Origin of the sequence: Mucilaginibacter sp. OK098 (genome assembly GCF_900142915.1) — a bacterium.
In the GTDB taxonomy this organism is placed as follows: domain Bacteria; phylum Bacteroidota; class Bacteroidia; order Sphingobacteriales; family Sphingobacteriaceae; genus Mucilaginibacter.
Map to the genome: position 1 here is coordinate 562,749 of NZ_FRCM01000002.1, position 24,119 is coordinate 586,867.

21 protein-coding genes are annotated in these 24,119 nt (G+C 40.7%); 13 read left to right on the forward strand and 8 right to left on the reverse strand.

Translation table 11 applies throughout. The annotated features are described in order from the left end of the window. Window positions 1–304 precede the first annotated feature (304 nt). Entirely contained in the window at window positions 305–1,183 is an 879-nt protein-coding gene (locus BUE31_RS09585) for an AraC family transcriptional regulator (RefSeq protein WP_073402763.1), read from the forward strand. Window positions 1,184–1,316: 133 nt separating this feature from the next. On the opposite strand, the gene BUE31_RS09590 is transcribed toward BUE31_RS09585, so the two are convergent. After that, window positions 1,317–2,225: a hypothetical protein gene (locus BUE31_RS09590; protein WP_073402764.1), complete on the reverse strand. Its 909-nt coding sequence runs from the start codon at window positions 2,223–2,225 to the stop codon at window positions 1,317–1,319. Window positions 2,226–2,391: 166 nt separating this feature from the next. On the opposite strand from BUE31_RS09590, the gene BUE31_RS09595 reads away from it, so the two are divergent. The 4 genes from BUE31_RS09595 to BUE31_RS09610 all read left to right on the forward strand — a co-directional run bounded on the left by BUE31_RS09595 (window position 2,392) and on the right by BUE31_RS09610 (window position 8,326). After that, window positions 2,392–3,351 carry an acyltransferase family protein gene (locus tag BUE31_RS09595; protein ID WP_073402766.1) on the forward strand — a complete coding sequence of 320 codons (960 nt, stop codon included), beginning with the start codon at window positions 2,392–2,394 and terminating at the stop codon, window positions 3,349–3,351. Window positions 3,352–3,556: 205 nt separating this feature from the next. Continuing rightward, window positions 3,557–4,891, forward strand: a complete 1,335-nt coding sequence (locus BUE31_RS09600) for a M16 family metallopeptidase (protein ID WP_073402768.1) — start codon at window positions 3,557–3,559, stop codon at window positions 4,889–4,891. 24 nt (window positions 4,892–4,915) lie between these two features. After that, entirely contained in the window at window positions 4,916–7,003 is a 2,088-nt protein-coding gene (locus tag BUE31_RS09605) for a M16 family metallopeptidase (RefSeq protein ID WP_073402770.1), read from the forward strand. 135 nt (window positions 7,004–7,138) lie between these two features. Further along, window positions 7,139–8,326, forward strand: a complete 1,188-nt coding sequence (locus BUE31_RS09610) for a threonine aldolase family protein (protein ID WP_073402772.1) — start codon at window positions 7,139–7,141, stop codon at window positions 8,324–8,326. A gap of 199 nt (window positions 8,327–8,525) precedes the next feature. Here BUE31_RS09610 and BUE31_RS09615 read toward each other — a convergent pair whose 3' ends face one another. Together BUE31_RS09615 and budA are read right to left on the reverse strand one after the other, a co-directional pair. Then, a complete protein-coding gene (locus BUE31_RS09615) occupies window positions 8,526–9,860 on the reverse strand; it encodes an outer membrane protein assembly factor BamB family protein (protein ID WP_083619592.1) in 1,335 nt (444 codons plus the stop codon). A gap of 620 nt (window positions 9,861–10,480) precedes the next feature. Then, the gene (gene budA / locus BUE31_RS09620) at window positions 10,481–11,290 is read right to left on the reverse strand and encodes an acetolactate decarboxylase (RefSeq protein WP_073402774.1); all 810 of its coding nucleotides are present in this window, start codon (window positions 11,288–11,290) and stop codon (window positions 10,481–10,483) included. An 88-nt stretch (window positions 11,291–11,378) separates the two neighbouring features. Between budA and BUE31_RS09625 the strand changes: the two genes are divergently transcribed. From BUE31_RS09625 to BUE31_RS09635, 3 genes are all read left to right on the forward strand, one after another. Then, entirely contained in the window at window positions 11,379–12,086 is a 708-nt protein-coding gene (locus tag BUE31_RS09625; RefSeq protein WP_073402776.1) for a DsbA family oxidoreductase, read from the forward strand. Window positions 12,087–12,250: 164 nt separating this feature from the next. Further along, on the forward strand, window positions 12,251–12,943 hold the full coding sequence (locus tag BUE31_RS30675; RefSeq protein WP_143167073.1) for a hypothetical protein: 693 nt from the start codon (window positions 12,251–12,253) through the stop codon (window positions 12,941–12,943). Window positions 12,944–13,073: 130 nt separating this feature from the next. Beyond that, window positions 13,074–14,252 carry an MFS transporter gene (locus tag BUE31_RS09635; protein ID WP_073402778.1) on the forward strand — a complete coding sequence of 393 codons (1,179 nt, stop codon included), beginning with the start codon at window positions 13,074–13,076 and terminating at the stop codon, window positions 14,250–14,252. Window positions 14,253–14,309: 57 nt separating this feature from the next. Here BUE31_RS09635 and BUE31_RS09640 read toward each other — a convergent pair whose 3' ends face one another. Next, window positions 14,310–14,633, reverse strand: a complete 324-nt coding sequence (locus BUE31_RS09640) for a hypothetical protein (protein WP_234997783.1) — start codon at window positions 14,631–14,633, stop codon at window positions 14,310–14,312. A 62-nt stretch (window positions 14,634–14,695) separates the two neighbouring features. Further along, a complete protein-coding gene (locus BUE31_RS09645) occupies window positions 14,696–15,931 on the reverse strand; it encodes a cation:proton antiporter (RefSeq protein ID WP_073402782.1) in 1,236 nt (411 codons plus the stop codon). Window positions 15,932–16,116: 185 nt separating this feature from the next. Here BUE31_RS09645 and BUE31_RS09650 point away from each other — a divergent pair, with 185 nt between their 5' ends. Then, entirely contained in the window at window positions 16,117–17,658 is a 1,542-nt protein-coding gene (locus BUE31_RS09650; protein WP_073402784.1) for an acyl-CoA carboxylase subunit beta, read from the forward strand. Between the two features lie 142 nt (window positions 17,659–17,800). Beyond that, complete coding sequence (locus BUE31_RS09655) at window positions 17,801–18,238, forward strand: GNAT family N-acetyltransferase (RefSeq protein WP_073402786.1); 438 nt, start codon at window positions 17,801–17,803, stop codon at window positions 18,236–18,238. Here BUE31_RS09655 and BUE31_RS09660 read toward each other — a convergent pair. Continuing rightward, window positions 18,204–19,109: a DUF6340 family protein gene (locus BUE31_RS09660; protein WP_073402787.1), complete on the reverse strand. Its 906-nt coding sequence runs from the start codon at window positions 19,107–19,109 to the stop codon at window positions 18,204–18,206. The two genes, BUE31_RS09655 and BUE31_RS09660, sit on opposite strands and share 35 nt — an antisense overlap. Before the next feature lie 277 nt (window positions 19,110–19,386). Here BUE31_RS09660 and BUE31_RS09665 point away from each other — a divergent pair, with 277 nt between their 5' ends. Next, a complete protein-coding gene (locus BUE31_RS09665) occupies window positions 19,387–20,157 on the forward strand; it encodes a non-homologous end joining protein Ku (RefSeq protein WP_073402789.1) in 771 nt (256 codons plus the stop codon). 84 nt (window positions 20,158–20,241) lie between these two features. Here the strand turns inward: BUE31_RS09665 and BUE31_RS30680 are convergent, their stop codons facing one another. Both BUE31_RS30680 and BUE31_RS09670 read right to left on the reverse strand, forming a co-directional pair. Continuing rightward, window positions 20,242–20,397, reverse strand: a complete 156-nt coding sequence (locus tag BUE31_RS30680) for a lmo0937 family membrane protein (RefSeq protein WP_143167075.1) — start codon at window positions 20,395–20,397, stop codon at window positions 20,242–20,244. Window positions 20,398–20,586: 189 nt separating this feature from the next. Beyond that, window positions 20,587–22,392 (reverse strand): M61 family metallopeptidase, encoded by a 1,806-nt coding sequence (locus BUE31_RS09670; RefSeq protein ID WP_073402791.1) that lies wholly within the window; start codon window positions 22,390–22,392, stop codon window positions 20,587–20,589. A gap of 122 nt (window positions 22,393–22,514) precedes the next feature. Between BUE31_RS09670 and BUE31_RS09675 the strand changes: the two genes are divergently transcribed. Both BUE31_RS09675 and BUE31_RS09680 read left to right on the forward strand, forming a co-directional pair. Further along, on the forward strand, window positions 22,515–23,027 hold the full coding sequence (locus BUE31_RS09675) for a MarR family winged helix-turn-helix transcriptional regulator (protein ID WP_234997784.1): 513 nt from the start codon (window positions 22,515–22,517) through the stop codon (window positions 23,025–23,027). Between the two features lie 14 nt (window positions 23,028–23,041). Beyond that, on the forward strand, window positions 23,042–24,118 hold the full coding sequence (locus BUE31_RS09680) for an efflux RND transporter periplasmic adaptor subunit (RefSeq protein WP_073402795.1): 1,077 nt from the start codon (window positions 23,042–23,044) through the stop codon (window positions 24,116–24,118). Window position 24,119: the final 1 nt, after the last annotated feature.

Below are 24,119 nucleotides of genomic sequence, written 5' to 3' on the forward strand. Positions count from 1 at the left end.
ATCAAAAGTGAAAGTATAAAAGCTTGTGCAAAATTTAATTTGGAGCATAGAAAAACCCGCGTACTCCGTGCCTTCTTCGCGCCCTTTGTGGTTGAAAAATTAACCACGGAGACCACTAAGAAGACGCTGTGATCGCAGAGATTAAATATTATTTTAAGTACTTTTTAGATTTTAGTCTTTTGATATAGCCTCTAACTTAATTAAATAAACAATAAATGTTCCAAAATCTTAACCAACTTAATCAGCCCAATCAACTTATTCGCCCCAATCAACTTAATCAACCTATTTAACTAAATTTACATCCATGAAAGTGCTGCCCTTCACCATTCCTGTTCCGCATGATCATTCCATCATTGTGCAGGAAGAAGTGCTGCCGCATTTTTACACCTACCTGCACCGTCATGCCGAAACGCAGATCACCTGGATCCAAAAGGGTGAGGGTACTTTATTGGCCGGTAACAACATGCATGTTTTTCGGGAAGGGGAAATTTATGTAATTGGCGCCAACCTCCCCCATTTATTTAAAAGCGATCCTGCTTATTTTCTGCCTGATAGTGATAAAGAAGTGCGTACGGTTACCATTTTCTTCAATCCATCCGGTAAATTATCAGCCTTATTTAATCTGCCCGAAATGAAAGCCATTAAAGCATTCATCACCCAAAATCCAAGCGGGTTTAAGGTGCCGGATAGTATGTACACAACTATGGCTGGCAGATTGACTACCATTCAACAAACTAATAGTGCGGAACAATTATATAGTTTTATTGAGCTGCTAAATATTTTAAGCACAACTAATAACCTGCAACCTCTTTCGTCCGGCAGCTATGCATTTTCCATGACTGATCCTGAAGGGATGCGCATAGCATCGGTTTATAATTATATTATGCAAAACTTCAGCAGTGCCTTAACGTTGGAGGATGTTGCCCTGCAGGCCCACCTTACGCCTACTGCCTTTTGCAGGTATTTTAAAAAACACACCCGGCATACACTGGTGAATTTTGTAAATAAAGTACGGGTAAATGAAGCCTGTAAAATGCTGGTTAACGGCTCCGCTAAAAGTATTGCTACCATTGCTTACAGTTGCGGTTTTAACAGCATCACCAATTTTAATTACGTGTTTAAAAGCATCACCGGCGTATCCCCGCGCGATTATGTGAATAACTATTCAAATACAATAGAATAGATTTTAGAGTCAGGAAGCAAGACACAAGATTCAAAAATAAAACCCTCATCTATTACCCGGAAACGTGATTTAATCAGTTACCCCATTCCTTGTTTAATCTTGATTCTTGTTTCTTAATTCTTAACTCTTCTGCCTATGGTGTTTTGTAAAAATAAATTGGCGAATACACCCCTTCACTGGTAGTGTAATACCCTTTACCATCAGGTGTAAAGCCTATTGCTTCGCCTTGCTTTTCAGGCACATACAATGGCTCTTCGGGTTTTGTTTGCATGGTTTTCCAAACAGGCTCCTTACCTTTTCGTTTCCAGTAGTAAACCTTTTCATAGTTTTTCAATACTATTTCTGAGCCATCTTTTGATATATCCCCGGCAGTTATCCATTTAAATACTTTAAGGCCTGCAAAAAACAATTTGCAGCGCCTGGTTAATATAACGGTATCATTGGGCTTATAACTTAGCGGGGTTGTATATACTGATACTGAGTCCTGCCGTTTTGATACAATATAGATTAGCTTTTCAATGGGGTCAATCATTAAAGTTTCGGCATCCCTTGGGCCATCAGGGTATTTTAATTGAAGCGGAACCGCATTGGCAGTGGCAATTGCACTATTTAGCCATGCCGCTTTTTCATCCATCCGGTAAATGGTTAAATAATGCCGTACCGCATTATTATCTCCAATATCACCCAAATAAACATAGCTTTCATTTTTAAGCGGACCAGGACCAACGGCAATATCCTCACAATCATACACACCAAGGTGTTTCTTGAGTTTTGGATCTCCCGGGTAATAAATAGTCGATTTTAATTTTCCATCGGGCGATATGGCAAAAAAACGGCTGGTATCGCCGCTATCATTATGCACATAATAAATACCGGGCATTATACCCGAAGCTGCAATTCCGGAGATCTCGTTCATCTCTTTACTACTTAGCTTCCCTGCTATATCAATTTCACGGTTAAAATGCTTGTGCCGCCCATAAGCACCCAAAAAAAGGATAATTACCAGCGGTATAAGGATCTTAATTTTAGTAGCGCGTTTCATTTAATGCCGTTCTCTGTATAAAACATATAATAACGCAAATAAACGCTTTTAGTGTGAAGATTTGGTTAAGAGCATTTTGTCGGGAGGTGGAAAAAGTCATTAAGGTATAGAAGATGAACAGGATTTAATTTAACTACGCTAATAAAGAGTTTTATATATTGCACACATGAACAATTCTAAAATTATCAGCATTATGTTATTGCGTGCAATTGCGGCCTTATCTGTATGTATTGTTCATATTCAAATGATTTGCAATCTTCATATAAATTCCCTTATCGACTACTTAACCAACCTCGGCCAGCAAGGCGTTGTCATATTTTTTGTTATATCAGGTTTTATTTTACCTTATTCGCTCTATCAGAAAAATTATGTATTGAAAGACTTTTTTTCCTTTTTACTTAGGCGAAGTATCAGGATCGACCCGCCTTATTGGTGCATTATTGCCTTGTCTTTTGTTCTTGGTGCTGTACCCGTTTCGTTGCTAAACTTAAACTCGGCCTTGTTACATTTTTTTTACCTGGTACCATTTGTAAAGGGAGCAAATTGGTTTTTAGGTATTTTCTGGACGCTTTCAATTGAATTTCAGTTTTATTTGCTCTTAGGCATATTCTTCCCTTTTTTAATGCGGATTAAAGCTAACCTATCAATACTTATATTAATAGGCCTAAGCATAACTTGCATTTTAAGTCGGCTATACTATCATGGTGTTATTATTGAACAAATGCCTGATTTTGTGATAGGATTTATAGCCTTTATGGCTTATGTTAAAAAAATTAGCCTAACCAAAGGTTTATTGATACTGTTTGCGTTTTCGGCTTATCTAATGATTTTTGTTTCCATTAAAACCGGCGCTATCCCATTATTGACGGCTCTCTTTATTTTATTGTATAAAAGTCAAAAGGAGATCCAGCCACTTTACTTTCTAGGTAAAATTTCATACTCCCTGTACCTGATACATTATCCCTTAACGCTTTTTTTGGTTGGAAAATTCAGTTTGTATACTACCAATAAATACGTATTGTTTTTTGGGTGCATACTTTTAAGTATCCTGGGTGCATACATTTTTTATTTACTGGTTGAAAGATATGCCTTAAAACTCTCAAAAGTAATTAGGTTATCCAGGTAATCAGGTCCATTTTACATTTTGAATCTCATTTCAAAATTCCTTAACGCAATCACTAAAGATTCAACTTGGGTTTGACTTTTTGTAGAAATGTTTTTTTGTAACATTTCAGCATTACAATTATCAAATAAATTAACTAACAAGATAGTTTATATAGTCCTGATGTAAAAACAATTTAATACATTTATCAATAAATCAAATTCACAATATGCAGTTAAAAAAAAACGTTTTTTGTGCACTCGCAGCAGTATCCCTTTTGGGCTTACAGGCTAAAGCGCAAAAAGTAGAATTTACAGAATACGATCTGCCTAATGGCTTGCATGTAGTTCTGCACAATGATAGTAAAGCGCCTGTGGTGGCTGTTACTGTTATGTATCATGTTGGATCAAAAAATGAGTCAGTGGGCCGCACAGGCTTCGCGCACTTTTTTGAACACCTGTTATTTGAAGGCAGCGAAAATATTAAGCGTGGCGAATTCATGAAGGTAGTATCGGCCAACGGCGGTCAGAATAATGCCAACACCACGCAGGACAGAACCTTTTATTACGAGGTATTCCCGTCAAACCAGCTGGAAACAGGCATGTGGTTGGAAAGTGAGCGCATGATGCACCCGGTTATAAATGAAGTTGGCGTAAAAACCCAGAACGAAGTAGTAAAAGAAGAAAAGCGTCAAAGCCTTGATAATCGCCCTTACGGCAATTTAATTACTTATATAAGCGAAGGCCTGTTCCCTACACACCCATATCACAATGGGGTAATTGGCTCAATGAAGGATCTGGATGCAGCTAAGCTGGATGAATTTAAAGAGTTTTTTAAAAAATACTATGTGCCTAACAATGCGGTATTAACCATTGCCGGTGATATTAATATTGATAAAACAAAAGAACTGGTTAAGGCTTATTTTGGCGATATTCCGCGTGGAGCAGATGTTGTTTACAAAAAAGTTGAAGAGGCCCCAATAACCAAACAGGTTACTGATACCGCCTATGATGCCAACATCCAGATCCCTTTTATGATCGAAGCTTACCGTGTACCTGGTCGTGATAGCCATGATTCAAAAGTAATGCAGATGATCTCGTCTGTACTTTCAGGCGGTGCAAGCTCAAGGATGTACAAAAAAATGGTTGATGAGAAAAAGAATGCCTTACAGGTGGTTGCTTTTAACTATGCACTTGAAGATTACGGCATGTATATTCTTGGCGCGCTGCCAAACGGCGGAGCCGACCCGGCAAGCTTACTGCCAGACATGGATGAGGAAATTAAAAAGCTGCAAACCGACCTGATAAGTCCTGAAGAATATCAGAAATTACAAAACCAGTTTGAAAACAACTTTGTGAGCGCCAATACGCAAATGAGAGGCCTTGCCGAAAACCTGAGCAACGGATATACTTTTTACCATAAAGATACCGGCCACGTTAATGAGGAATTAAGAGAAATAAGGTCGATAAGCAGGGAAGAGATAAGGGATGCGGCAAAGAAGTACCTTAATCCTAACCAGCGCCTGGTATTGTATTATTTGCCCGGAAAAGGTAAAGCTCAATAATTAATTTATAGCACGAAAAAGATCATGAAGAAATATATAATGATAGCTGCCGGAGTATTATTAATGCAATATGCGCAGGCACAAACACCAATTGACCGTACCAAACAACCTAAACCAGGCCCGGCGCCCGTTTTAACTATTAAAGATCCGGTAAAATACATATTGCCAAACGGCATTACGCTTTTGGTTGTTGAAAATCATAGTTTGCCAAAGGTATCAGCCAGTTATTTGATTGATGCCGGCCCGATAACTGAAGGCAGCAAGGCAGGTGTGATGAGCCTGATGGGCCAGATGCTGAACGAAGGCACCAAAACAATGCCTAAAGCAGTATTTGATGAGTCGGTTGAAAAGCTGGGCGCAGATGTGGGCCTAAGCTCTGCAGGCGGATCTGCATCTGCATTAACCCGTTATTTTAAAGATGCATTTACCCTTATGGGCATCGCCCTAAAAGAACCTGCATTTACACAGGAATCTTTCGATAAATTAAAAAGCCAGACAATTACCGGCTTAAAATCAAATGCAAAAAGTGCAAAAGCCATTGCTGGCAGGGTTGATAATGCACTTGCTTATGGCAAAACACACCCTAACGGCGAATTTGAAACCGAAGAAGGCATCCAGGCACTTACCCTGCAGGATGTTAAAGAGGCTTACAGCAAGTACATTACACCGTCAAGGGGATATTTAACCATTATTGGCGATATTAAGCCTGCTGAAGCTAAAGCTTTGGCTACCGAAGTATTGGGCAACTGGAAAGGTGTAACGCTTACTTTACCTAAGCTAACAGAAGTAGCTAACCCGGCCAAAACTGAAATTGACGTGATTGATGTGCCAAGCGCCGTACAATCAGAGATCAACGTGATTAACCTGGTTGATCTCAAGAAAAATAACCCTGACTATTTCCCGGCTATACTGGCCAGCTACATTTTAGGCGGCGGTGCAGACAGTCGCTTGTTTATGAGCCTACGCGAAAAGTATAAGTTTACTTACGGCGCTTATTCGCAACTAGCTTCTGGAAGGTACCAGGAAACATTTGATGCTTCAGGCGCCGTAAGGAACGCCAAAGTTGACAGTGCCGTTACCGTATTTTTAAGCGAGATAAAACGCATCCGTACTGAAAAGGTATCGGACGAAGAACTGAGTACAGCCAAAGCATTATACAATGGCTCGTTTGCCCTTGGTTTGGAAGATCCGGCACGCATGGCAACATTTGCCAGCAATATCCTCATTAACGATTTACCCGCAGATTTTTACAAAACTTACCTGCAAAAAGTAAATGCGGTAACCGCTGATGATATTTTGCGTGTGGCCCAAAAATATTTCAATTACGATAATACCCGTGTAGTGGTAGTTGGCGGAGCTGCCCAGATGCTTGACGGGCTTAAGAAAAGCGGCTATCCTGTTAAGTTATATGATAAATATGCTAACCCAGTAACAGAAGGCGCGCAAACTGCCGCAGTGCCTGATGTAAAGGCCGCTGATATAATTAAAGCTTATATTAACGCCGTTGGCGGGGCCGATGAATTGAAAAAAGTAACCTCATGCGTTACTACCATGGACATGAGCATGCAGGGCATGAAGTTAAGTGTATTGCAAAAGAAAATGGCGCCAAACAAAGAAACCATGTCTGTTAGCATGGGTGGCAACACGGTTATGAAAGAAGCATTTGATGGCGAGAAAGGCTACCAGCAACAAATGGGTAACAAAAAAGATATGACAGTTGATGAAGTTTCTCAAAAGAAAGTGTTTACCTCATTAACTGAGCAGCTTGATTACTTAAGCAATCCGGCATTTAAGCTGGCAGTAAAAGGTATCCAGAAAATAAACGGTGCTGATGCTTACCAGGTTAGCGTTACCGACCCAACCGGCAAAACATCAACCGAATATTATGATGTTAAAAGCAAACTGCTGGTGAAAAACGAAAGCACTACGGTAACTAACAATGTAAGCGTAAATGCTACGGTTGATTTTGCCGATTACCGCAAAGTTGGTAATGTAATGTTCCCGTACAAACAAACTATCACTCAGTCTGCCGGTGGTCAGGATCAAACTTTTGAGATGACCGTTACAGATGTAAAAATAAATACGGGCGTAACTGCTGACGATTTTAAATAGATCTATCCAGCGCAGGAACCTTTATGAGATGCCCTGCCAAAACAGAAATTATTGAAAGAGCTTGCCGCTGGCAGGCTCTTTTTTTATGAAATAAATACTACCTTAGAACAACTATAACCGAAAAAATCACCAAAAATGAAAGAAATAAAAAGAAGGAACTTCCTGAAACTTTCAGGCCTTTCACTACTCCCCGCTTTGTTGCCACCTCTTGCTTCAAATGCGCATTCAGCTACGGTAAAAAATGATGTCCCCACAAACACTTACATTTCTTTTACTGATGACGGAGTGCACTATGCCCCGGCTGATTATGTAGCAAAGTTGCAGGAGATCAACCAAAAAGACCCCATTAAAGCTGACGTATATGGACAAGGCGGAGCGCTTGCAAGGCTTACCAAACGATTTGCAGAAATTACCGGTAAAGAGGCTGCTACATATATGCCTACCGGTACCATGGCCAATCAACTGGCCATATCGGTGCTAAGCGGCGAAAACACCAAGATATTTGTGCAGGATACAAGTCACATTTACCGCGACGAGGCCGATGCAGCACAATCTGTTTTCAGTAAAAGATTGATGCCATTGGCCCCGGGCGCAGCCTATTTCACGCTGGAAGACCTTAAAGCAGGTATCAACTATGTTAACGATGGCGAGGTTTTTAAAAGCGGCATTGGCGCGGTAGCTATTGAAAATCCGGTACGGCGTTGTGATGGCCAGCAGGTGCCGATAGAAGAGATCAGGAAGATCTCGGCCTTTTGTCGCAGTAATGGCTACAAGCTTCACATGGATGGCGCGCGAATTTACCTGGCCGCAATGATTAGTGGTGTTTCTATTGCCGAATACGCTTCAAATTTCGATACGGTTTATATCTCCCTCTATAAATACCTCGGTGCTGATGGAGGCGCAATACTTTGTGGCGATAAGGCGGTGATTGATAAAATGGAACATTTGATAAAGATCCACGGTGGCACTATTTATAGTAACTGGAGCAAGGCTGCAATGGCACTGTATCACCTTGACGGACTGGAAGACCGCCTTAAGAAAACCGCAGCGCAGGCAACTGATCTTTTTGAAAAGCTGAACAAATTGCCCGGCATCAGCATTAACCCTATAAAAAACGGCTCAAATATTTTTGACTTTAAGTTAGCGGCAGGTACCGATATTAAAAAGTTCCGCCAGGCATTGTATGAAAAACACAAGGTGATGGTAAGAAACGCTAACCACGACGGCATTATCAAGCTGCAAATAAATGAAACGCTGCTTAAAACGGATAATCAATCGTTAGTAGCAGCTTTTACCGATGCGCTTGCTGTGGCAAAAGCATAAAGAGGCTATATCAAAAGATTTAAATCTAAAAAACACTCAAAATAATATTTGGTCTCTGTGATCTCCCTGTCTTCTTTGTGATCACTGCGGTAAAAATTAACCGCAAAGTACGCGAAGAAAACACAGAGCAGCACAGAGTTTTTTATTGCCCAAAATTTCCTATTGCTCGGCATCTTAAAATTTCACTTTTGATACAGCGTTACTTTAACCCCAATGCATACAAATACCCATCGGCACTGCCAAAATAAATTATGCCATTGCTGATAACCGGGGATGAAACTATTGGTCCAAGCGTATACAATTGATCCATAACTTTTACTGAGGTGGAATAAAGCTCGTTATCCTGTCCTGTTGAAATGTAGCCGTAATCAAGGGTGTCTTTCTTTAATAGTTTTGCAGCATTCTTATTCCTTCCGTCTGTAGTAAAATAACCGTTTGGCTTACCTGTTTTAAGGTTGATAGCCGAAAGCTTCCCCGTAAAATCACCAAAGTAAGCCGTACTTCCGGCTATTGCAGGTGAGGAATAAAGATAGCCATTACCTTTATAGTTAAATTTCCGTTTCCCTGTTTTGGCATCTAAAGCTGCAAAAATATAAGTATCAGATGTTGAAGTATAAACTACGCCATTTTGTATGGCAGGTGTTGTTAGAATCCATGAACCATTGGCGCTATATTTCCAAACCATTTTACCGGTGTTAGCATTAAGCGCATATAAATAACTATCCCTTGCCCCAAAGTAAACCATACCATTACTGCAAGCGGCTGAGCCCTGGATGCCTTCCAGTAAATGCACAACAGGCTGGTCACCTGTTTTAAACTTCCAAAGCTGTCGGCCGGTGTTTGCATCAAGTGCATAAAAATAGGTATCCCAGCTGCCAAAATACAGCTTACCGCTATACAAAGACGGTGTGGTATGGATAAGTCCTTTTGTTTTAAAAGTCCATTTTAGTTTACCGGTAGCCGCGTTTAATGCATACATATTACCATCGCTGCTGCCGAAATATACAGTTGTATTATCGTTATTAAATACTGGCGACGAGAGAAAAAAATCATACAGATCATTCATATACTGATCATGCGGTTTCATCGTCCATAAGCTTTTAGCACCAACAAGTTTCTCGCCAACGGTTTTAAATTTCCATATTAAAGTTCCTGTTTTAGCATTAAGCGCATAATAATAGCCATCAAAGCTGCCAAAGCATACAGTGTTGCCATTTACTGCGGGTGAGGAATGAACCGCCCCACCTGTCGTAAATTTCCAGATCTGCTTGCCTGTTTTTACATCAATGGCATAAAGATTATGGTCGGCACTGCCAATGTAGACTATACTGTTTGAGATAGCCGGGGATGAAAATATTTTACCCTGTGATTTGAATTTCCATTTTAAGCTTCCAATTGTGTTATAACTTTCAGCAGGATAAACACCGGTATGCGCTGCGCCACCATGAAAAACTGAGGTAACTGAATTTGAATTGCTTTGGCCGAATGCAATATTCATCCAGCAAAAAATAAAAACCAAAAGGTATTTAGGCATTAATTTAGGGATAAGTGGTTGATTATAAATGCGGGGCAGGCAAATATGGTAAAAAATGCGGATTAACTTTGCAAAGTTTTAGCGCTCGCAACGTAATCCTCATGTACCGTCAATTCAAAGGTGCGTGTTTACGTTCTTTCTGCCAATTAATTTAACATTCGATATAAGGGTTAGTAGTATAACATTTGATTATCAGCGTTTTACAATTATTTATCCACCTACAAAAGTGAAACACTCTTATAATCAGCATGTTTCACAGCGTTCCGGGTGTTCCATGTGCAAAAATGGAACGCTTTTTACTATTATTCACCCACCGATAAAAGTGTAATACTCTTATAATCAGCATGTTTTACAGCGTTCCGGGTGTTCCATGTGCAAAAATGGAACGCTTTTTACAATTATTCGCCCACCGACAAAAGTGTAATGCTCTTATAATCAGCATGTTTCACAGCGTCCCAGGCGTTCCATGTGCAAAAATGGAACGCTTTTTATAATTATTCGCCCACCGACAAAAGTATAATACTCTTATAATCAACATGTTTCATAGCGTTCCGGGTGTTCCGCGTAAAAAAATGGAACGCTGGAACGCTTGTCTCGACGGTATTTGAAAAGAGACTTCTTTACTGCTTCTTCCCGTTCTCTACGCTTTTAATTTCCTCCTTACGGTCTTTTTTAAAGTCAAAACTATTAAAATCAGGTGTTTGCGGTAGTTGCATGGTATAGCTGTCGAGGATATCAACTTCAATAGTTATATCATCCGTCAATAAATCAATTATATGCCCACCGGAAGTTTTATCCACAGATAAAAAATGAAAATGATAGCCGCTGATATGCGGGCCTTCCATAAATACGGGTAATTTATAACCTACCAGGTCGCCTTTTATGGTGTTAAACTCAAAAAAGTGTTGCCTGTCAAGCATAGCGGCAAGCGGCAAATATGGTTTCTGCTGCACCGGCGGAAATGCCCTTGTTTTTACATATTTAAAATTGCCGTTAATATGGATGGCGTAGATCCCGTTTTGATTGGTAAGCACACTATCAAGGTATTTAAAGAGCGTGGCCTTGTTCAATCCTTTTCCCGGCTTATAAACTTTGGCGGCATGAAAAAAGCACACCACGGCATAAGGCGTTTTATCGGCATCGCTTACCGGGATTGTTTTACCCGTATATTGTGTTTTGTAAAATTTGCCATTCAGCATAATCAGCTCCCCATCAAGCAAGGCTGGTGCGCCCAGGCCAAAATCACCATGCTGGTGCAGACTTTTGTATGGGTACCAGGCATCGTACAAACCGCCAATAAATGCTGAGGCATAGCCGGCACTGTATAAATTGCTACCACTAGTTATGTTCTTTTGCTGCGCGATACCGCTGAAATTCAAACTAAAAACGAATAGAATAGCTGTATAAAAATATTTAATGGTTGATCTCATAGTTGACGTTAATGATGATAAAGTTTTACTTTCCTCTTACGGTGATGTTAATATATGGATTTAACTTTGCTTAATTAAAGTCAAAGATATGAAAGTTGAAATATGGAGCGATGTAATGTGCCCTTTTTGTTATATAGGCAAACGCAGGTTTGAAGATGCTTTGCAACATTTTGAGCACAAAGACAAAATTGAAATAGAGTGGAAAAGCTTTCAGCTAAATCCCGACCTGGAAACAGATCCAACTACTAATATTGATCAATACCTTGCTGATAAAAAGGGCTGGACAATTGACCATGCCCAACAGATGAACGCTCACGTAACCCAAATGGCTGCCGAAGCCGGTTTAACCTATAACCTTGATAAAGCAGTTGTTGCCAATAGCTTTAAGGCACACAGGTTTAGTCACCTTGCTAAAAAGCATGGTTTAGGCGTTGAAGCGGAAGAGCAATTATTTAAAGCTTATTTTACCGATAGCAAAAACATTGACGACAACGAAACATTGATTGCATTAGGTAAGCAAATAGGCCTTGATGCTACCGAAATAAAACAGGTTTTGGAGAGTGACGCTTATGCCGATGATGTTAAACATGACATTGATACCGCACAGTATCTTGGCATACAGGGCGTACCATTTTTTGTATTGAATAATAAATACGCAGTATCAGGTGCGCAGGCCGTCCCTGTATTTGAGCAAACGCTGCAGAAAGCATTTGGCGAGTGGCAGATAGAAAATTCAAAACCCAAATTAGAAATTATTGAGGGCGAATCATGCAGTCCCGATGGTGACTGTGGCTAATTTGCAGGAATCAAAAAAATTAGCTCCACTTTTGTAACTTAACACAGACGAATTACGTATGCGCTGTGGATAACTTATCCTATAAATTATTTATTCACATGCATTTAACCGGCAGATAAATAATTTATATTTATGCTTGTAAATCGTATCACAAAAACGGCACAATGAGAAAACTATACTATAAAGTTTTTACTTCCCTATTTATAATTGCAGGTTTAACTGGTTGTAAGCTGGATGCACCGGTTTATCCTTCCGGTACAGGCAACATCGCCACTGGAACTGGAACGGGTACAGGCACTGGAACTGGAACAGGCACTGGAACTGGAACGGGTACAGGCACTGGAACTGGAACGGGTACCGGAACAGGAACAGGAACAGGAACAGGTACAGGTACAGGCACTGGAACTGGAACGGGAACGGGTACAGGTACTGGAACTGGAACAGATGTTAATGATGGCAATGGACTGGCAATAGCAGGCGCCAATAATATAAAAATACAAATAGGCAGTAATACTTATACATATACACAAACTGCTTCATTTGGCAGCTTTCAACCAGGTTCGCCGGAAGCGTTGGCAATTTCTTCGCCCACAGGTACAACATCCCTGCTTGCCAGCGGCGCCAGCCTTACTGACCTGGCTACTATTTCATTCGATAACTGTACAACGGGTACCTTTGAGATTTTCAATCTTAGCGCCGGTACTTACGGCAATGACCAGTCAACAATAGGGCGAATAAAGGTTACCGTACTTACTGCTCATAACATTCAGGGCACATTTAGCGTAGATATGGTTGATCAAAATGACAATACAAAAGTTTTTAAGCATTGCCTGGGATCATTTAATATTAACAAGTAGTTTTATAAAGCTATAACTACATTGATATCTAATCTATTAGTAAAGATTAAAACTACCCTTCCAACTTTACTGAAAATCAGTTACATTTGCGTTAAAATACAAAGTGTAAATAATACACTAACATATTGCAATGACAGATACAATTACCGCAATAAAACCATCCGTTACCAGGAAAACGCTCCGCATTGCGGTAGGCGTTTTATTCTTTATGGCCGGTTTGTGTTTTTCAAGCTGGGCTTCGCGGATAGCAACAATTCAACAAACCATGGGTTTAACGGATGCAGCCCTGGGTGCGGTACTTTTCTCGCTTCCGGTTGGTTTAATGCTATCATTGCCATTTTCAGGTTGGATCATCACTAAAATAGGAAGCAAAAAATTATTGCTCGGCGCTATATTGGTTTATGGCATTTGTCTGATAAGCCTTGGCCTTGCTCAAAACACATTTCAACTGATCATTTGCCTGGTTTGCTTTGGGTTTTCAAGCAATGCGGTTAATATTGCTGTTAATACACAGGCCGTTGCTGCGGAAGGGATGTATGACAAGCCAATTATGGCATCGTTCCATGGTTTATGGAGCCTGGCGGGGTTTACCGGGGCCGGGATAGGCACCGTGATGATAGCCAACAGGATTGATCCTTTTCATCACTTTATTTTAGTGCTCGTTATTCTGGCCATTGGTGTTGCGATAGCCTCCAGGTATTTGCATAATGATGCCGGTGCACTTAAAAATAAAGAAGCGGCTTCAGTTTCTCTCCGCGAAAAATTAAGATTGATGGTTCCGTTACTAACATTGGGCAGCATTGCCTTTTGTTCTATGATCTGTGAAGGGGCTATGTTCGACTGGAGCGTTATCTATTTTAAAAAAGTGGTGGCCGCTCCTATTGCTTTACAGGGCGCAGGCTTTACCGCATTTATGCTTACCATGGCCGGCGGCAGGTTTATTGCCGACTGGTTTGCACACCGTTTCGGCTTAAAACGCACCCTGCAGGTAAGCGGTTCGTTAACGGCATCAGGTTTATTGGTGGCCATTATATTCCCATATTTCTATACCGCGATGGCAGGCTTCCTGTTGGTTGGAGCAGGCGTGTCATCAGTAGTGCCTATGGTTTACAGCGCAGCAGGGAGATCAAAAACCATGTCGGCAGGGGTTGCGCTGGCAGCTGTTTCAACCATTGGCTTTATAGGCTTTTTGGTTGGCCCACCGGTTATAGGGTTTATAGCAGGACTAGCTACCTTAAGGGCCTCATTTGCATTTATAGCAGTGATGGGCATCAGCGTAGTAGTATTATCAACGCGTGCTAAGTTGTAATTACACAAATTTTTATCTTCCGGACTTTACTGACTTTCCGACTTTCGGACTTCCTCCCTACTCACCATCCAAATCTTTCTCGTTGGGGTTCAAAGTGTAGTCAAAATTCTCATAGCCATTGTGTAATATAAATTTGAGGCGCTTTTTGGGTTCATGAATATCCAACGACATTAGCCCAAGGGTTTCAGGCAGGTTATCATGAATTAATTTCAGATCGGTAACATGCGGCATCTCGATATAAATATCGTCACCCTGCACTTCAATTTTCCAATTCGGGACGCGGGCATTTGTCAAAACTTCTATCCACTTTTGCTGGTATGGGTTCATAATGATAAGTGTTACCATTATAAAAGCAATGAGATGAATAATAGTTTTGACCATTGATTTATTTTTGATTGCAATAATTCCAATGATTATTTGAAAAGAGCCTAAGAATAATTGATTCAAGCCTCAGACTTTTTTGCCAACGGCCCAATGGTAAGTCCCTGAACTATTATGGAGAAAACTACAATTATATAGGTGATCAAAACAAACTCGTCCCTGTGCATAGCTTCGGGAATAGATAGCGCCATGGCTACAGATAGCCCGCCTCTCAGGCCACCCCAGGTTAACATCAGTATCGCGTTTTTTTCAAACTTTATCCAGATCCTTAAAAACATAACCGGAAATGCTACGCAGATTAAACGTGCCAGCAATACTACCACTATCATTATCCCCCCAAGTAGCAAAACAGTTGGATTAACCTTTATGATCAGCATTTCAAGGCCTATCAGCAGAAAAAGTATTGCATTAAAGATCTCATCCGTAAGGTCCCAGAATTTGCCAAGGTAATCACGGGAGATTTCCGATAAACCTTCTGTCTTTCCTTTTGTACCCATTATTATGCCCGCTATAATAATGGCCAGCGGACCGGATAAATGGAAATGATCGGCCATAGAATAGCCGCACATAACAACCGTTAAAGTTATTAAAACCTCAACCCGGTAATTATCAATTGATTTTATCAGGAGGTGTGCAAGGTACCCCAATATCGCCCCAAATAAAATTCCTCCTCCGGCTTCTTTTAAAAACAAAATAGCAGTGTCGCCAATTGAAAATTTGTCCGTACCATTTACCGCTACTTCAAATATCGTCAGGAACACAACTACGCCTACCCCATCATTAAAAAGCGATTCGCCTGCTATTTTCATTTCCAGCGTTTTGGGGATGCCGGCTTGTTTTAAAATACCCATAACGGCAATAGGATCGGTGGGGGAAATAAGCGCACCAAACAGCAGGCAATAAATGTAGGGTATTTGTAAACCAAAAAGCACAAACAGGTAATAAGCCATTACGCTTACTAAAAAGGTGGAGATAAATGTGCCCGCAGTAGCCATTAGCATTACAGGCCAAAATTCCTTTTTAAGCCGGTTGGCATCAATATGTAAAGCCCCGGCAAATAGCAGGAAGCTTAGCATTATTTTCATCAGTACCTGCTCAAAATTAATATTTGAAACCAGCAGCAATGCTTTTGATGAGATCTCCGGAATTAAATTACCCAAAATGGCGAGCAGGATTGATGACAGCAATGCAATTACCATAATCCCTATAGTTGGTGGCCACTTTATCCAGCGGTCATTCACATAGGCAAAAACTGCCGTTAGAAATATGAGAATGGATATAATATGGTAAGTTGCCATCAGGAACGAAAATACTGATTATAAGCCGCTGATTTGTTATGATTTTTTCGATTTCGCCGATTATTTATTGGCTGAATTACGGGTATTCCAATCAGTTTTTTTAAATTCAACTTTCGTTCTATACGATTAATCTATATCTTTCGGACTTCCGGTCTTTCCGACTTCCGGACTAATAAACCGATACTGTGGATAATAAGATAAAATTATTAAATAAGAAACGCGAAGAGGCCCTTTTAGGTGGTGGCAAGGCGCGTATTGAGAGTCAGCATAAAAAAGGAAAGCTTACTGCACGTGAGCGTTTACATTTTTTGATGGATGAGGGGTCTTTCCAGGAAATAGGCATGTTTGTATCCCACCGCTCAACCGATTTTGGGATGGAAAAGGAAAAGTACCCGGGAGATGGCGTAATAACCGGCTATGGCACCGTGAATGGAAGACTCGTATACGTTTTTTCGCAGGATTTTACCGTTTTTGGCGGCTCACTTTCAGAAACTCATGCCGAAAAGATCTGCAAGGTAATGGACCTGGCTATGAAGAACGGCGCACCTTTTGTTGGGCTGAATGACTCGGGCGGCGCGCGCATCCAGGAAGGCGTAGTATCATTAGGGGGCTATGCCGATATATTTTATCGCAATACCATGGCATCAGGCGTGATCCCGCAAATCTCGGCTATCCTTGGGCCCTGTGCCGGTGGCGCGGTTTACTCCCCTGCTATAACAGATTTTATTTTGATGGTTGAAAATACCAGCTATATGTTTGTTACCGGCCCAAACGTGGTAAAAACGGTAACTCATGAAGTGGTTACTTCCGAAGAACTGGGCGGAGCAACTACCCATGCCACCAAATCCGGCGTTACACATTTTGCCTGCGCCAATGAGATAGAGGCCATTCAAAATGTGAAGAAACTGCTGAGCTATATGCCGCAAAATTGTGAGGATACAGCGCCATCGTTTCCATACGAGATTAAAAATGAACTTAGGGCAGAGCTTAACACCATTATGCCCGAAAACGCTTCGCAGCCTTATGATATCAGGGAAGTGATTGACCATGTGATTGACGAGGGATCGTTTTTAGAGGTACATAAAGATTTTGCAGAAAATATTGTTGTGGGGTTTGCCCGGCTGGCAGGCCGCAGCATTGGGATAGTGGCTAATCAACCCGCGTTTTTAGCAGGTGTGCTTGACATCAATTCATCTACCAAGGGTGCCCGGTTTGTACGTTTTTGCGATAGCTTTAATATCCCGCTGCTGGTATTTGAAGATGTACCGGGATTTTTGCCGGGCACCGACCAGGAATGGAACGCCATCATCACCAACGGAGCAAAACTGCTTTACTCGTTCTGTGAGGCTACTGTCCCACGCATTACCGTAATAACCCGTAAAGCCTATGGCGGTGCCTATGATGTAATGAACTCCAAACACATCGGCGCCGATATGAACTTTGCCTGGCCTACTGCAGAGATAGCTGTAATGGGCGCCAAAGGCGCTGCAGAAATTATCTTTAAGCGAGAGATCAGCACCGCAGAAGATAAAGAAGCCAAATGGAAAGAAATGGAATTGCAGTATTCAGACATCTTCGCAAACCCTTATCGCGCTGCCGAACGTGGCTTTATTGATGAAGTAATAGAGCCTGCAGAAACCCGTTTAAAGCTGATCCACGCCTTTAAAATGCTGGAAAATAAAGTAGTAAATAACCCAAGGAAAAAGCATGGGAATATTCCTTTGTAAGGAGAGGTGAAAGGATAAAGGTTAAAGGCGAAAGGTAGAAGGTAGAAGGTAGAAGGTAGAAGGTAGAAAATTATCAAATAATGAACACTAAGCATTTTATATACCCATCAAATCCAGGCCTTTCACCCTTAACCTTTCGCCTTTGACCTCTATCGAACAAATAAGGCCCGAACATACCTGGCAATTGCGCAGGGATGTTTTGTATCCCAGTAAAACGAAGCATGAAATGGAGATGCCGGAGGACGTAGATGGCATTCATTTTGGCGCGTTTACAGATAATAAACTTGCAGGTGTGGTTTCATTATTTCAAAAAGGAACTTCGTTTCAATTTCGTAAGCTGGCAGTTGATGCTGCTATGCAAAAAGCCGGGATAGGCAGCAGCCTATTAGCTTACATCACAAAATACACTGAGGAAAATGGTGGAACCCGTATTTGGTGTAATGCCCGCACAGATGCTATTGGGTTTTACCTAAAGCTCGAATTTGTTGAAACGGAAGATGTATTTTCCAAAAACGGGATAGATTACGTGATCATGGAAAAAATGCTTACTCCTCCTTTAACTCTGCAAGAATCGCGGTAGCAAATTCATTCCGGTATTTGTCTGATGATTGCTGAGCCAGGTCAATAGCGGCATCAATATCCCCTTCCGACTCATACACTACTGCCAGGTTATAAGCTGCCTTGCTTGCAATCTGTGGGACTTTATCCTGTAAAAATGGCTGCAGCAGGCTATCGGCTTTATCCAGGTTACCTGCCTGAATCTCCTTTATAGCAGGCAGAAAAATGGCATCGTTATACAGCGGCCTGTTATGGGTAATGGTATAAGGAAAATAATCCTGTAAAGCATTTTCCGTGGCATGTTCTGCCGAAGTTTTAATAGATTGCTTGTTTCCCTTTACAGTTGGGTGGATCAGTAAAGTCGGCAGCAAGCCGAAGTATGGTTGTTCAGACTGCGCATCAACAGCGGTACCCTTTAAATCCCTGTGATAAATACCGTTGCTTTCATATAAAACAAAATCAACAGCAGTATTGGTGTTATAGTAGGATGTATAGTTTGCAATTTCAGATAAGCCTATATCTGCAGTAAAGTTTTTTAAAGCCAGCACATAATTTGCCTTGTATTTTAATGCCGTAAGCTTTACAGAATCGGTATTTAAGGCAAGGCCTGCTGAATCAACCAGGTTGATCACTTTAACATGAGGCAATTGGCCCAGTTCAAGCCCGGCATAATTAATAGCGGCAATAGCGCCTGCCTTAATTACATTAAGTTTTTTCAAATTGGTGATCTTTGCCTGGCTTAAATCAAATTGATTGATCAGTACAATAGTAGTTGAATCGGGCCTGAGGTTAAGTTTCGCAGTATAATCAACCGGAACAGCAACATACAGCGGCACAGTGCAGGCGCTAAAAAATAATAACAGGATAATGCAGGCTAATTTTAATAGTTTCATACCATAGATAGGGGCAATCAAAAATACCCTTTTAAGATGAAATAGGGATGAAAAAAATCAGCCTGTTACTAGCAGGCTGATCTAACTAACTAAACTGATCTTATCTTAAAAAATTTACTCGTCGCAAAGGAACAGTTGCTATGTAAAGCTGGTGTTAAGGCATTAATAAATGTTGGTTTTTTATTTACATAACCTTATTACTTTTTAAGTATAGCTGTTTTATATAAAACCCTTTCACCATCCCGATGGTTATATCAGTTCATTAAATCAATTGATTATGAGATCTATCTGGAAAGGCTCACTTGGTTTTGGACTGGTAAGCATCCCTGTAAAATTGTATTCGGCTATTGAAAGCAGCAGTATCGACCTGGATATGCTGGACAGCCGTGATCACGCCCGCATCCGTTATCAGCGGGTAAATGAACATACCCATAAAGAGGTGCCTTACGGCAAAATTGTAAAGGGCTATAAAATAAATGACGATTATATTATAGTTGAGGAACAGGATTTTGAAGCTGCCGCTCCGGAAAAAAGCAAGGTTATTGAAATTGAAAGCTTTGTGGATATTGCAGATGTGAACCCCATGTTTTACGAAACATCCTATTACACCGAGCCGGATACAAAAAACAATAAGGCTTATGCCCTGCTGATTCAGGCCCTCATCAAATCGAAAAAAGCCGGACTGGCACGTTTTGTTTTGCGCAATACCGAGTCACTTTGTATTGTTCACCCGGTTGAAAAGGTGCTGGTAATAACCCGCATTCGCTTTGGGCAGGAGATCCGCAGTACCGAAGACCTGGAAATTGCAGATGATGTAACGGTAAGTAAAAAGGAGCTTGATGTTGGCCTGGCCCTTATTAACCAATACGCTGAAAAGTTTGACGTATCAAAATTCAAGGATGAGTATAACGATGAACTATTAAAGATCATTCATGCAAAAGCAAAAGGCAAACACGCCACTATTAAAAAACTAAAACCGAAAAAGGCTACCGGCGATGACCTGTATGAACAGCTGATGCAAAGTTTGAATGCGAAGAAGGGAGCGTAAATTTTGAACCATGGTTCAGACCCAAAAAAGGTCCGGTTAAAATAACCGGACCTTTTCCCAATTGTAGTGTTTTTGATTAAGATTTTATATGGCTGTTGGCCTGCGGGTAATTCCAAGAATGAAGGCAATAACGGCTATAACTAATAATACGTGGATCAAACTACCTACAGCGGTAAAAAAGAATCCAATTGCCCAGCCAATAATAAGTATAACTGCAATAATGTATAATAATGAGTTCATAATTGTGTTGTTTTAGTTAATGATTTCATAGATATACTATAAAATATTAAAAACGGACAGAATGTTTTTATTTAAATGAAATAAATTTCATTTAGAAGTCCGAAAGTCAGTAAAGTCCGGAAGACCGAAAGAAACAGTTTGATTCCTTTTCCATTTACAACTTTTACAACAACTCCAACCCTTGCAACCTCAATCAACCAACCCCAGCCATTTCTTCCTGACTACCATTTGCCCGGGAGTAACACCCGGCAATGAATCGACTTTGTATTTAAAACGATTGTTTCTCAGCAGGGTAACAGGCAGGGCAACTGCCAGTCCGTCACGTAAAACAGATACTGAAATTTGATCACCCGGTTTTTTACCGTTTAACATAGTCGCAACATCCGTAATGGGGGTGCCATCTATTGCTACAAGCTCGTCATTAACGTTTATGCCATCAACCCAACCGGCACCGCCGCGTTGTACTACTGTAACAAACTTTTTGCCATTAGATTCTGTAGTTGCTATACCCAGGCTCGGGTCATTGCTGTTTGCAGCATCGTCTGTAGCTTTGTAGCCTGCATAAGCCAGGTATTTATTATAATCAAGCGGCGTTAGGCCGTAAACATAATTTTTGTAAAACTCATCCAGGTTTTTACCTGCAAATTTTTCAAGGCCCTGTTTAAATTCCTCATCGGTGTAACCGCGCTTTTTCTGCTTGTAATAAGTATCGTACATGTATTTCATTACATCATCAAGCGAGTTTTTTCCTTTGGTATCATTAATGATCTCCAGGTCGAGCAACATAGCAACAGCTGCCCCTTTATCGTAATAGGAAATGCCGGTGTTTGAAGAGTTCTCGTTCGGGCGGTATGATTTTATCCATGCATCAAAGCTTGCTTCGGCCAGCGGCTGAATTTTAGCCCCGGGCTGATTTTCAATAATATTAATCTCCCCTGTTATTGCACTTAAATAGGTTTCGGGGTCCATAATCTGGGCATGACGTAAAATCAGGTTCTGGTAATAAGCTGTAAACCCTTCGGCAATCCAAAGATCTGTAGTATAGTTTTCATTATCATAATCAAACGGGCCAAGCACAATAGGGCGCAGGCGCTTTACATTCCAAAGGTGAAAATGTTCATGGGCAACCAAACTCAAAAAGTTACGATAGCCGCTTGCGTTACTATAGTTATCGCGCGATGCGCCTAAAGTAGTCGAGCTTAAATGTTCCAGGCCACCGCCGTTACGCTGGCGGTTATGCACTATAAAAACATAATGTTTATTAGGGTTTTCGCCAAAAACAGCCGTTTCCTGTTCAGCAATTTTGGCCATATCTTTCTTTAGCTGCTCCTTATCATAGTTGCCACCGCCAACCATACAAACTTCATACTTAACCCCTGCAGCATCAAACCCAAATACATCCTGGGTACCAACTTCAATTGGCGAATCAAATAAAATATCAAAGTTAGGGGAATGGCGGATAAACTGATCTCCGTTTACGGCATCTAAACTGGTTGAAACGGTTGTCCATCCCTTGTAAGGAATAATCTTTATGGTTGATGGTGTGTTCAGCATTTTATCGGGATAGATAAATAAGCCCGAAGTAGATAAAAAACCATGCGAAGCATCAACAAAGCTGGTACGCACCGATATTTCGAAACAATACACGCGGTATTTAATGGTTACCGATGATAAGCCGGCTGTATTTATATGCCAGGTATTTTTATTGATCTTGGGTGATGGGATTGTTTTATTATTAGCTGCAGCACTGAACGATTCTACATTTTTTGCAAACTCCCTAACCAGGTATGATCCCGGTGTCCATACGGGCATTTTAAGGTCTAAAGTATTTTGATCCAGGCCTGATATGTTCATTTCAATATCAGCATAATGCGCCTGCGCCTCTGGAAAAGTAACGGTATACAAAATTTTAACAGCGCCTGCTGCATTAGTTGGGGATGAATTCATAAAAAATAATATTACAAAAAGGAAGGCGGTCAGCTTAATGGTTTTCATTAGAGGGGCTTTAGCGGCAATAATTTATCAACAGTATAAAATCTTAATAATTTGTGTAATTATTTGAGGTGCAATTTATAATTTTTTTTAATGCATGTATAGTATGTTTAGTTGTAAAATGGTTGATACATACAACTATTATGGGTTATAACCAATTACTTTTGGCCCCGATGGATGTGAAATTGATTGAACCTATATCCCGTAAGTTAAATAACCTGGGAAGGGCTTATTTAAGCCTGTTGGCAAAACAAGTGGAGAGTTTGGGGATAAGCAGGTATTACTATGCTTTAACATATATATGCCATCATGATGGTAAGCTAACGCAAAAAGCGCTGGCCAGTGAGCTGGGTAAAGATAAATCGATAATTGTAACCATTATAGATACTTTGAGCGAACAGGGTTTTGTTTACCGGGAAATTAACCCCGCCGACAGGCGCGAGCATCTTTTAAGAGTAACCGAAAAAGCTAAAAAGGCAGTGCCTAAGATAACTGAAGCCTTTGAAACACTTAACAAAAGCATAACTGAACACATCTCTGACGAGGAAATGAAAATATTTAACACCGTGCTAACAAAAATGGGGACTAATATAAAGCCATTAACAGCACCGGAAACCAACAACGAAACAAAACCCTAACAGATTACCCTGATATGAGAACAAGGTATATTATATACATAGCGCTGGCGCTGCTTATTGGCTTTTTAATTTACAATAAGTTTTTTAGTGTAAAAGGCAAAGAGGCCATGGCCCAAAACGCCGGTAAAGGCGCCAAAAAGAAAACCGGCCCTGTACCTGTTAACATAATGATTGTTAAGGATACCGCTGTTGATAACACTATTGATGTTACCGGAACTATTGATGCCAATGAAAAAGTAAACCTGGTAAGCGAAACTGCAGGCAACATTACCGGCATTTTTTTTAATGAAGGCAGCCATGTAGAAAAAGGACAGTTATTGGTTAAGGTTTACAACCAGGATATTGTAGCATCATTAAAACAGAATGATTACCAGGTGGCGCTTGCTAAACAAAATGAGTACCGCAATGGTATTTTATTACAAAAAGAAGCTATTAGCCAGCAGGAGTATGACACTTCATTAACCTCATTAAACACGCTAAAAGCGCAAAGTGATGTGTTAAAAGCCCAGATAGCTAAAACAGAGATAAGGGCGCCGTTTTCGGGCACAATCGGGTTAAGGAATATCAGCCCTGGTGGTTATCTTTCACCATCAACTTCAATTGCTTCACTGGTGAACATTGACCCTGCAAAGGTTACCTTTTCAGTACCTGAAAGATACCTGCCTTTAATAAAGCCCGGCACCAAGATCAATTTCACTATTGAAAGCTCAAGGAATAACTTCTCGGCAGTGGTTTACGCAATTGAACCTGCAATTGATCTGAGCTCGCGCACCATAACGGTACGGGCCCGGTCTGCCAACCCGGATAATCTGTTAAAAGCCGGGGCGTTTGCAAAAATCAACTTAAAACTGGATCAGATCCCCAAAACCATTATGGTGCCAACCCAATGCGTAATACCTGACTTAAAGGATAACAAGGTATTTATTTATCATAATGGCATTGCTGAATCAAAAACAGTAAAAACAGATTTACGTACAGACACGAGAATTGAGATAATAAGCGGTTTAAAAGCTGGTGATAGTCTAGTTGTTTCGGGCCTGATCCAGATCCGTAATAAGATTCCATTAAAAATTTTAAAAGTTGTTAAGTAAA

Excerpts from the sequence above, each read along its gene's own strand:
- BUE31_RS09585 (WP_073402763.1), top strand. The coding sequence starts at position 305 with ATGAAAGTGCTGCCCTTCACCATTCCTGTTCCGCATGATCATTCCATC.
- BUE31_RS09590 (WP_073402764.1), bottom strand. The coding sequence starts at position 2,225 with ATGAAACGCGCTACTAAAATTAAGATCCTTATACCGCTGGTAATTATC.
- BUE31_RS09595 (WP_073402766.1), top strand. The coding sequence starts at position 2,392 with ATGAACAATTCTAAAATTATCAGCATTATGTTATTGCGTGCAATTGCG.
- BUE31_RS09600 (WP_073402768.1), top strand. The coding sequence starts at position 3,557 with ATGCAGTTAAAAAAAAACGTTTTTTGTGCACTCGCAGCAGTATCCCTT.
- BUE31_RS09605 (WP_073402770.1), top strand. The coding sequence starts at position 4,916 with ATGAAGAAATATATAATGATAGCTGCCGGAGTATTATTAATGCAATAT.
- BUE31_RS09610 (WP_073402772.1), top strand. The coding sequence starts at position 7,139 with ATGAAAGAAATAAAAAGAAGGAACTTCCTGAAACTTTCAGGCCTTTCA.
- BUE31_RS09615 (WP_083619592.1), bottom strand. The coding sequence starts at position 9,860 with ATGCCTAAATACCTTTTGGTTTTTATTTTTTGCTGGATGAATATTGCA.
- budA (WP_073402774.1), bottom strand. The coding sequence starts at position 11,290 with ATGAGATCAACCATTAAATATTTTTATACAGCTATTCTATTCGTTTTT.
- BUE31_RS09625 (WP_073402776.1), top strand. The coding sequence starts at position 11,379 with ATGAAAGTTGAAATATGGAGCGATGTAATGTGCCCTTTTTGTTATATA.
- BUE31_RS30675 (WP_143167073.1), top strand. The coding sequence starts at position 12,251 with ATGAGAAAACTATACTATAAAGTTTTTACTTCCCTATTTATAATTGCA.
- BUE31_RS09635 (WP_073402778.1), top strand. The coding sequence starts at position 13,074 with ATGACAGATACAATTACCGCAATAAAACCATCCGTTACCAGGAAAACG.
- BUE31_RS09640 (WP_234997783.1), bottom strand. The coding sequence starts at position 14,633 with ATGGTCAAAACTATTATTCATCTCATTGCTTTTATAATGGTAACACTT.
- BUE31_RS09645 (WP_073402782.1), bottom strand. The coding sequence starts at position 15,931 with ATGGCAACTTACCATATTATATCCATTCTCATATTTCTAACGGCAGTT.
- BUE31_RS09660 (WP_073402787.1), bottom strand. The coding sequence starts at position 19,109 with ATGAAACTATTAAAATTAGCCTGCATTATCCTGTTATTATTTTTTAGC.
- BUE31_RS09665 (WP_073402789.1), top strand. The coding sequence starts at position 19,387 with ATGAGATCTATCTGGAAAGGCTCACTTGGTTTTGGACTGGTAAGCATC.
- BUE31_RS30680 (WP_143167075.1), bottom strand. The coding sequence starts at position 20,397 with ATGAACTCATTATTATACATTATTGCAGTTATACTTATTATTGGCTGG.
- BUE31_RS09670 (WP_073402791.1), bottom strand. The coding sequence starts at position 22,392 with ATGAAAACCATTAAGCTGACCGCCTTCCTTTTTGTAATATTATTTTTT.
- BUE31_RS09680 (WP_073402795.1), top strand. The coding sequence starts at position 23,042 with ATGAGAACAAGGTATATTATATACATAGCGCTGGCGCTGCTTATTGGC.